We start from the raw sequence: 7,461 nt of genomic DNA on the forward strand, positions 1-7,461 counted from the left end.
ACGATGGGAATCGCCGTATGAAGCTCGCCAGCTTCCGTCACGCCGGGACCGCCAGCTGGGGTGTCGTCGGCGAGGGCGTCATCCACGACGTCGGCGCCGTGCTGCGCGGACGCCTGCCGGACCTGCGCTCGGCCATCGCCGCTGGCGCGCTGGCCGCGGCGCGGGAGGCCGCCGCGGGTGCGCCGCGCATCGCGCTGGACGCAATCGAATGGCTGCCGGTCATCCCGAACCCCGACAAGATCCTGTGCATCGGGCTGAACTACGAGGAGCACCGGAAGGAGACCGGACGCTCGGTCGTGGGCAACCCCACCATCTTCACGCGCTTCGCCAACAGCCAGGTCGGGCACCTCGCGCCGCTGGTGCGCCCGAAGGTCTCGACCGATTTCGACTACGAGGGCGAGCTGGCGGTGATCATCGGCACCGCCTGCCGGCATGTCGCGAAGGGCGACGCCTTCGCGCAGGTGGCGGGCTATGCCTGCTACAACGACGGCAGCGTGCGCGACTGGCAGCGCCACACGCACCAGTTCACGCCGGGCAAGAACTTCGTCGGCACCGGTCCCTTCGGACCGTGGATGGTGACGCCGGACGAGGTGGGGGAGATCGGGCCGCAGCGCCTGGTCACGCGCGTGAACGGCCAGGTCGTGCAGGATGCGACGCTGGGCGAGATGCTGTTCGATATCCCGACGCAGATCGCCTACTGCTCCACCTTCACGCGGCTCGAGCCGGGCGACGTGATCGCCACCGGCACGCCGGGCGGGGTGGGGGCGAAGCGCACGCCGCCGCTCTGGCTGAAGCCGGGCGACGTGGTGGAGGTGGAGATCGACCGCGTCGGGCTGCTGCGCAACACGGTCGCCGACGAAGCCTGACGCGCCGGACAACGGGAGGGGAACGGGAATGAGCAAGCAGATGATCGCACGGCGCACGCTGCTCGGCGCCGCGCTGGCGCTGCCCGCGCTGCCGGCGCGCGCGCAGTCGGACTGGCCGCGCCGGCCCATCCGCATCATCGTCGCCCAGCCGCCGGGCGGCAACCTGGACATCCTGGTGCGTGCCATCGCGGAAGGGCTGCGGCAGGAGCTGAACACCTCCGTCGTTGTGGAGAACCGCGCCGGCGGCAACGGCGTGATCGGGCTGGAGGCCTGCGCCCAGGCCACGCCGGACGGCACCACCTTCTGCGCCGTCAACATCGAGAACATGGCCAGCGTGCCACATGTGGAACCCGAGCTCTTCGCGCGCTACGCGTCGCTGCGCCCGGTGTCGCAGATGGCCAGCGCGCGCAGCGTCATCGTCTCCTCGCTCGACACGCCGGCCGGCGACCTGCGCGACTTCGTCGCCTGGGCGCGCGGGCGGCAGGGGCTGAACTACGGCTCATCCGGCAGCGGATCCGCGCAGCAGCTGCTGTTCGAATGGATGAAGGCGCGCGACGGGCTGCAGATCGAGCACATCCCCTTCCGCGGCATCGGCGATGCGTTCCGGGAGCTGGTCGGCGGCCGTGTCCAGCTCAGCTACGGCGCGCTGGCGCTCGCGCTGCCGCAGATCCGCCAGGGCCGTATCCGCCCGCTGGCCGTGCTGGGCAGCCAGCGCCTGGCGGAACTGCCGGACACCCCCTCGCTCGGCGAGCTCGGCTACGCCTTCCCCTATGCCGGCCCGTGGTGGGGCCTGTGCGCGCCGGGCGCCACGCCGGACGCCATCGTGCAGCGCATGTCGGCCGCCGTGCGCAACGTCGTCCGCAACGAGGACTTCGCCGCGCGGATGCTGGCGCCGCAGTATTTCAACGGCATCGGCTCCACGCCGGAGGAGTTCGCCGACGTCATCACGCGGGAACGCGCTGCGAGCCTGGAGCTGGTGCGCCTGGCCGGGCTGGTGCCGGGGCGCTGACGCGATTCAGCCTGCCGCGTCGGCCGTGCCGACGCGGTAGGTCTCGGCCGCGGTGCCGTGGAACAGCCGCAGCCGCTCGGCCCACGGCAACGCACCGGTGATCGCGCGCATGCCCGCGAGGATCTCCGCGAAGCCGGCAACCAGCCCGTCCACCGGGTAGTTGCTGGCCCACATGCAGCGCGCGGCGCCGAACAGCCGCACCGCCTCCAGCACCACCCAGCCGTTCAGCTCCGGCGTCCAGCGCTGGCCTGGCACGCAGATGCCGGACAGCTTGACGCGGATGTTCGGCGCGTCGGAGAGGCGCGCCATCGCTTCCCGCCAGCCGGCCAGGCCCGCGGCGCTTCGGTCCGCCGGCAGGCCCAGGTGGTTCAGCACGATCAGCGTGCCGGGAAAGTCGTGCGCCAGTTCCAGCGCGTCGGGCAGGTGCCACCATGGCGTCTGCAACTCGAAGAACAGGGGGCTCTCCGCCAGCACGCGATAGCCGGCCCGCCAGCGCGGGCAGCGCATCGAACCGGGGATGCGGTGCGCCGGGTCGTATGCGGCGGCGCTGCTGACGCCGCGCGGCTTGTGGCGCAGGCTGCGCACGAGCGGGAAGCCGGCCTGCGCGGCGATGATGGCCGGCGCGTCGTCGCGGTCCAGGAAGGCAGCGCCGGCCATCGCCTGCGGCAGCCCTTCGCGCGCCGCGACCGCGTGCACCCAGCGCGTCTCGCGCAGCGGGTCGGCGGGGTCGTGCTCGGCTTCCATGTAGACGGTCGCGACGATGTTCTGCCCGGCGGCGTCGCGGCGATAGTCGGCCGGCATGTAGGTGCGCCGCAGCGGGCGGCTGTCGCCGTAGCGGAAGGGCGGCGGCGGCTCCTCCGACAGCCAGGGATGGCGGTTCGCCTGCAGGTCCCAGATGTGGTGGTGCGCGTCGATCACCGGCAGGTCGGCGTCGTCGCCTGTGGCGAGGTATCGCTCGGGCGAGGGCGGCATGGGTCGGCTCATCCGTCCGGGCGATACAGCCGCAGGATCGCGGCGCTGTCGGCCATGCCGTTGCCCTGCGCGACGAATTCCGCATAGCGCCGCGCCGCGGCGGCGACCACGGGCAGGTCCGCACCCAGGCCTTCGGCGAAGGTGCGCACCGCCTGCATGTCCTTCAGCAGCTGGCGCGCATAGCCGGCCGGCGGATCGAAGCGGCGCTGCTGCATCTGCGGCCAGATCCGGCGCAGCAATTCGCTGTCGGCAAAGCCGCCGGCGAGGCAGCCGGGCAGGGCGGCGGCGTCGATGCCGGCAGCTTCCGCCAGGGCCAGCGCCTCCGCCATCAGCACGAAGCCGGTGCCGACGATGGCCTGGTTGATCACCTTGGTGGTCTGCCCCGCGCCGACCGGGCCCATGCGTGTGACGTTGCCGGCCAGGTCGCGCAGTACCGGCATGGCTGTCGCGACATCCTGCTCGGTGCCGCCGGCCATCACCGTCAGGCTGCCCGCGCGCGCCGCATGCGGCCCGCCGGAGACCGGCGCATCCACCCAGCCCATGCCGGTGCGCGCGCGCAGTTCGCCTGCCATCGAACGCGTCGCGGCGGGATCGGCAGTGGAGAGGTCGACCAGCAGCTTGCCCTGCGGCTCCGCTGCCTGGGCCACGCCCTGCGGCCCGAACACCACGCTGCGGACGGCTTCCGTGTGCAGCACGCAGAGCATGACGAGGTCGCTGGCCGCGGCCACGGCGGCCGGGCTTTCGGCAGCGACCGCGCCATGCGGCACCACCGTCGCCAGACGCTCCGGCTCCAGGTTCCAGACGGTGACGGGGCCGTAGCCGCGGTCCAGCAGGCGACGCACCATCGCCTCGCCCATGATGCCGATACCGATGAAGCCGATGCGCATGGGGGCTGCTCACGCCGTCCTTCGTTGTGCCGCGCGGCGCAGCCAGCGCAGCAGCGGCCAAAGCCACACGAGCAGCGTGAAGACCGCCAGCGCCGTCGCGACCGGGCGCTCGAAGAAGCGCGTCAGGTCGCCCTGCACCTTGATCAGCGAGGTCATCAGGTGCTCTTCCACCAGCCGGCCCATCACCATGCCCAGCACGGCCGGGCCGACGGGATAGCCGTTCTCCTCCATCCAGTAGCCCACCAGGCCGCAGGCCAGCATGACGCCCACGCCGAACAGGCTGTTGTCCACCGCATAGGCGCCGAGGCAGGCGAACAGCAGCAGCGGCGCCATCAGCAGCTTGCGCGGCAGGCGCAGGATCGGCACCGCGGCGCGGATGGCCAGCCAGCCCAGCGGGATCATCAGCAGGTTGGCGACGAAGAAGGCCAGGAACACGGCATAGAGGACGTGCGCGTTCTCGAGGAAGATCGAGGGGCCGGGCGTGACGTTCTTCAGGTAGAGCACCGCGATGGCGATGGCGGTGATGGTGTCGCCCGGGATGGCGAAGACCAGCGCCGGGATCCAGGCGCCGGACAGCGCGGCGTTGTTCGCGCTGGTGGCGTCCACGATGCCTTCCACGCTGTCGCGGCTCCACGCCTGCGGATCCTTCGACATGCGGCGCGAGACGGCATAGCTGGTCCAGGCGGCGGTGTCCGCGCCCGCGCCCGGCAGCGCGCCGACCGCGGTGCCGAGCAGGCCGGAGCGCAGGAAGTTCCAGCGCCACCGCAGCACCGCCCCGCCCATGCCGGCGAAGATGCGCGCGGCCTGCGCCACCGGCTTGGCGCCATCCGCGTCGGGCGCCCGCATGGTGCGGATGATCTCCGGCAGGGCGAAGAAGCCGATCAGCGCGGCGACGAAGGGGATGCCGTCCAGCAGGTCGGGCTCGCCGAAGGTGAAGCGCGGGAAGCCGGAGGTGTAGTCGCGGCCGACGGTGGCCAGCAGCAGGCCGAACAGCAGCGCGGCCGCGCCCTTCGCCACGTTGTCGCCGACCACGAAGACCGCGCAGGACAGGCCCAGAACCGCCAGCCAGAAGAACTCGAAGGAGGAAAGGTTGAGCGCATAGTCCGCCAGCGTCGGCGCCGCGGCGACCAGCACGATGGTGCCGAGGATGCCGCCGAGCGCGGAGAACACCAGGTTGACGCCCAGCACCTCGCCGGCGCGGCCGGCCATGGCCAGCCGGTAGGAATGGTCCACATAGGCGGCCGAGGCCGGCGTGCCCGGCAGGCGCAGCAGCGTGCCCGGGATGTCGCCGGCGAAGATCGCCATCGCCGTCGCCGAGACGATGGCCGCGATGGCCGAGACCGGGTCCAGGAACATCGCGAAGGGCACCAGCAGCGCGGTGGCCATCGTCGCCGTCAGGCCGGGGATGAAGCCGACCACCAGGCCGAAGACGGAGGAGAGCAGGATGGTCAGCAGCACCTCGGGATCGGCGATCATCCCGACGGCGCGTGCGAGGGCTTCCATGCGGCGACGTCCTCAGTACGGCAGGAAGCCGAGCGGTCCGCGCGGCAGCGGCACGCGCAGCAGCATCGCGAACAGCACCCAGGTGACGGCGGCGAAGCCGAGGCCGGCCAGCAGCGCCACCAGGGGCCTCGCGCCGCCCAGCACCAGCAGCGCGGCGCCCAGGCCGAAGGCGATCAGCGGCCAGCCGGCCACGTCCCAGGCCAGCACGACGACCAGCGGTGCCAGCGCATAGGCGATGCCGGCGATCCGGCCGCGCGCCGTGACCGGTTCGGCGCGCGGGCCGGGCGCCTGCAGCGCCACCCCGATGGCGCAGGCCACCAGCGCAGCGCCCAGCAGCGTCGGGAACAGCGCCGGGCCGTAGGCCTGGCCCGGGATGGGCGGGAAGTCGCGGGCCAGCAGGATCGCCGCCAGCCCGACGACCGCCACGGGCAGCGCCGCGGCGATGCGGCGCATCGCCTCAGCCACGCGCCAGCCCGGCCTCGCGCAGCAGGCGGCCATAGGTGTTCAGCTGCTGCTCCAGGATCGCCTCCCAGGCATCGGGCTGGCGGTTCACCGCACGGATGGTGCGCTGGCGCATGGCCGACTGGAACTCGTCGCTGGCATGCACCTTGGACAGCGTCTCGCCCAGGCGCGTGCGGATCTCCGCGGGCAGCGCGCGCGGGCCGCCCATGCCGTGCACCACGGCGAAGGTCCAGTCGATGCCGACTTCCTCCTTCAGCGTCGGGATGTCCGGGAACTGCTCGGCGCGGGCATCGCCCATCAGCGCGAGGGTGCGCACGCGCTGCGCTTCCAGCAGCGCGCGCGCCTCGGCCAGCGAGGAGGTGGAGAATTCCGAGCCGCCCGCCGCAACATCCTGGTGGCCCAGCGTGCCGCCCTGCGCCGGCACCCAGATCACGCTGCGCGGGTCCAGGCGCAGCGCGTCCATCATGCCGAGGAAGCCGACATGCCAGTTCACGCCCGGCGCCGCGCCGGTGCCGCGCAGCCGGCCGGGATTCGCCTTGATTGCGTCCAGCAGGTCCGAGAGCTTCCGGTAGGGCCCGTCGGCCTTCACCGTCACGCTGCCGACGATCTCGTTGGTCTGGCCGATCTTGGCGAAGTCGCGATGCGTCAGGCGGGACTGGCCGAGATGCGTGTAGAAGGACAGGTCGTTGGTGATCATCCCGATCGTGTAGCCATCGGGCTGCGCGCGCGCGATCGCCTCATGGCCCGTGATGCCGCCGCCGCCGGCGCGGTTCACCACGTTGATGCTGCCGCGCAGCTCGCGCTCCATCAGCGGGGCCAGCGTGCGGGCCACGATGTCCGTGCCGCCGCCGGCGGGGTAGGGGACGATCAGCGTGATCGGCCGGTCGGGCCAGGCGGCGAGCGCCTTCCCCCCGACCGCGAAGCTGGCGAGACCGGCGCCAAGCGTGGCGCGGCGCGTGATGCGCATGGACATGTTCCTCTTCCTCCCACTCGTGTCGTTGGTGCGCAGCCTATCCGCGCTGCGCGCGGCCTGTCACCCGGCCGCCGGGAACATGCGGTCCTGCTCCGCGCGCAACTGCCACAGAAGGCTGTCGGCCGGATGCTCGAGGTCGTCGCAGGTCAGCATCGCGCCGGCGGCCAGCGGGCGGCGCAGGCGCTGGCCGACGGCCATGTAGTAGGGCACGGGCGCCGCGCCCGCCGCCGGCGTCGCCGGCAGCAACAGCGCGTCCAGCCCCGGCACCACGTGGCGGTTGCCCTCGATCGCCAGCAGGTGCCCCGCCCGAAGGTCGCGCGTCGCCCGTGCCACCAGGTCGGTGACAGGCCGGTAGGCGTCGTCCGGCACGGTGTGGCCGAGCCGCCCCGCCGCCATGGCGGAGATCGGCGCCTCCACGCCCAGCAGGTGCGAGGGGTTGTAGATCAGCGCTCGGCGCCGGTCGCGCGAGACCGGGATGCCCTTGCCGGCGAAGAGGTCGCCGGTGCGCCGGTCCGCCAGCTCCACCACCACGAACACGCCGCCGGCGAAGGAGGCCTCGTCCGGCCGGCGCAGGCAGTTGAACACGTCGAGCACGCCGCCGCGCTCCAGCAGGCCCCCGGCGCTGCGCAGGCCGTACAGCTCCGGCAGTTCCGGCGTGCGCGCCAGCGGCGCGTGGAAGTCGGGCCGCGCCGACGGCATGCCGGTGGCGTTGGCGACCAGCGCCATCTCGCAGTAGTCGGGCACGGTGCGCTGCGGCAGCGCGGCGAGCGCCGCGGCGCGCGCGGCGAT

Annotated in this window: 8 protein-coding genes; 2 read left to right on the forward strand and 6 right to left on the reverse strand. The window is 72.9% G+C overall.

Annotated elements, in window-relative coordinates:
* On the forward strand, positions 1–866 hold an 866-nt coding region (locus OZN99_RS21110; RefSeq protein ID WP_270937229.1), incomplete at its 5' end, for a fumarylacetoacetate hydrolase family protein.
* Between the two features lie 28 nt (positions 867–894).
* A complete protein-coding gene (locus OZN99_RS21115) occupies positions 895–1,875 on the forward strand; it encodes a Bug family tripartite tricarboxylate transporter substrate binding protein (RefSeq protein ID WP_270937230.1) in 981 nt (326 codons plus the stop codon).
* A gap of 6 nt (positions 1,876–1,881) precedes the next feature.
* On the opposite strand, the gene OZN99_RS21120 is transcribed toward OZN99_RS21115, so the two are convergent.
* From OZN99_RS21120 to OZN99_RS21145, 6 genes are all read right to left on the reverse strand, one after another.
* On the reverse strand, positions 1,882–2,847 hold the full coding sequence (locus OZN99_RS21120) for an amidohydrolase family protein (RefSeq protein WP_270937231.1): 966 nt from the start codon (positions 2,845–2,847) through the stop codon (positions 1,882–1,884).
* Between the two features lie 8 nt (positions 2,848–2,855).
* Entirely contained in the window at positions 2,856–3,734 is an 879-nt protein-coding gene (locus OZN99_RS21125; RefSeq protein ID WP_270937232.1) for an NAD(P)-dependent oxidoreductase, read from the reverse strand.
* Positions 3,735–3,743: 9 nt separating this feature from the next.
* Complete coding sequence (locus OZN99_RS21130; protein WP_270937233.1) at positions 3,744–5,237, reverse strand: tripartite tricarboxylate transporter permease; 1,494 nt, start codon at positions 5,235–5,237, stop codon at positions 3,744–3,746.
* Between the two features lie 12 nt (positions 5,238–5,249).
* Positions 5,250–5,702 (reverse strand): tripartite tricarboxylate transporter TctB family protein, encoded by a 453-nt coding sequence (locus OZN99_RS21135; RefSeq protein ID WP_270937234.1) that lies wholly within the window; start codon positions 5,700–5,702, stop codon positions 5,250–5,252.
* Positions 5,695–6,672: a tripartite tricarboxylate transporter substrate binding protein gene (locus tag OZN99_RS21140; RefSeq protein WP_270937235.1), complete on the reverse strand. Its 978-nt coding sequence runs from the start codon at positions 6,670–6,672 to the stop codon at positions 5,695–5,697. The genes OZN99_RS21135 and OZN99_RS21140 overlap by 8 nt, the downstream gene beginning before the upstream one ends.
* A 60-nt stretch (positions 6,673–6,732) precedes the next feature.
* A partial coding sequence (locus tag OZN99_RS21145) for an SAF domain-containing protein (protein WP_333779755.1) occupies positions 6,733–7,461 on the reverse strand: 729 nt, incomplete at its 5' end.

The organism is Falsiroseomonas oryzae (genome assembly GCF_027856955.1).
GTDB classification, from domain to species: domain Bacteria; phylum Pseudomonadota; class Alphaproteobacteria; order Acetobacterales; family Acetobacteraceae; genus Falsiroseomonas; species Falsiroseomonas oryzae.

Bases quoted from the DNA above. Each gene is read 5' to 3' on its own strand.
- OZN99_RS21130 (WP_270937233.1), bottom strand. From the start codon at position 5,237: ATGGAAGCCCTCGCACGCGCCGTCGGGATGATCGCCGATCCCGAGGTG.
- OZN99_RS21115 (WP_270937230.1), top strand. From the start codon at position 895: ATGAGCAAGCAGATGATCGCACGGCGCACGCTGCTCGGCGCCGCGCTG.
- OZN99_RS21140 (WP_270937235.1), bottom strand. From the start codon at position 6,672: ATGTCCATGCGCATCACGCGCCGCGCCACGCTTGGCGCCGGTCTCGCC.
- OZN99_RS21125 (WP_270937232.1), bottom strand. From the start codon at position 3,734: ATGCGCATCGGCTTCATCGGTATCGGCATCATGGGCGAGGCGATGGTG.
- OZN99_RS21120 (WP_270937231.1), bottom strand. From the start codon at position 2,847: ATGCCGCCCTCGCCCGAGCGATACCTCGCCACAGGCGACGACGCCGAC.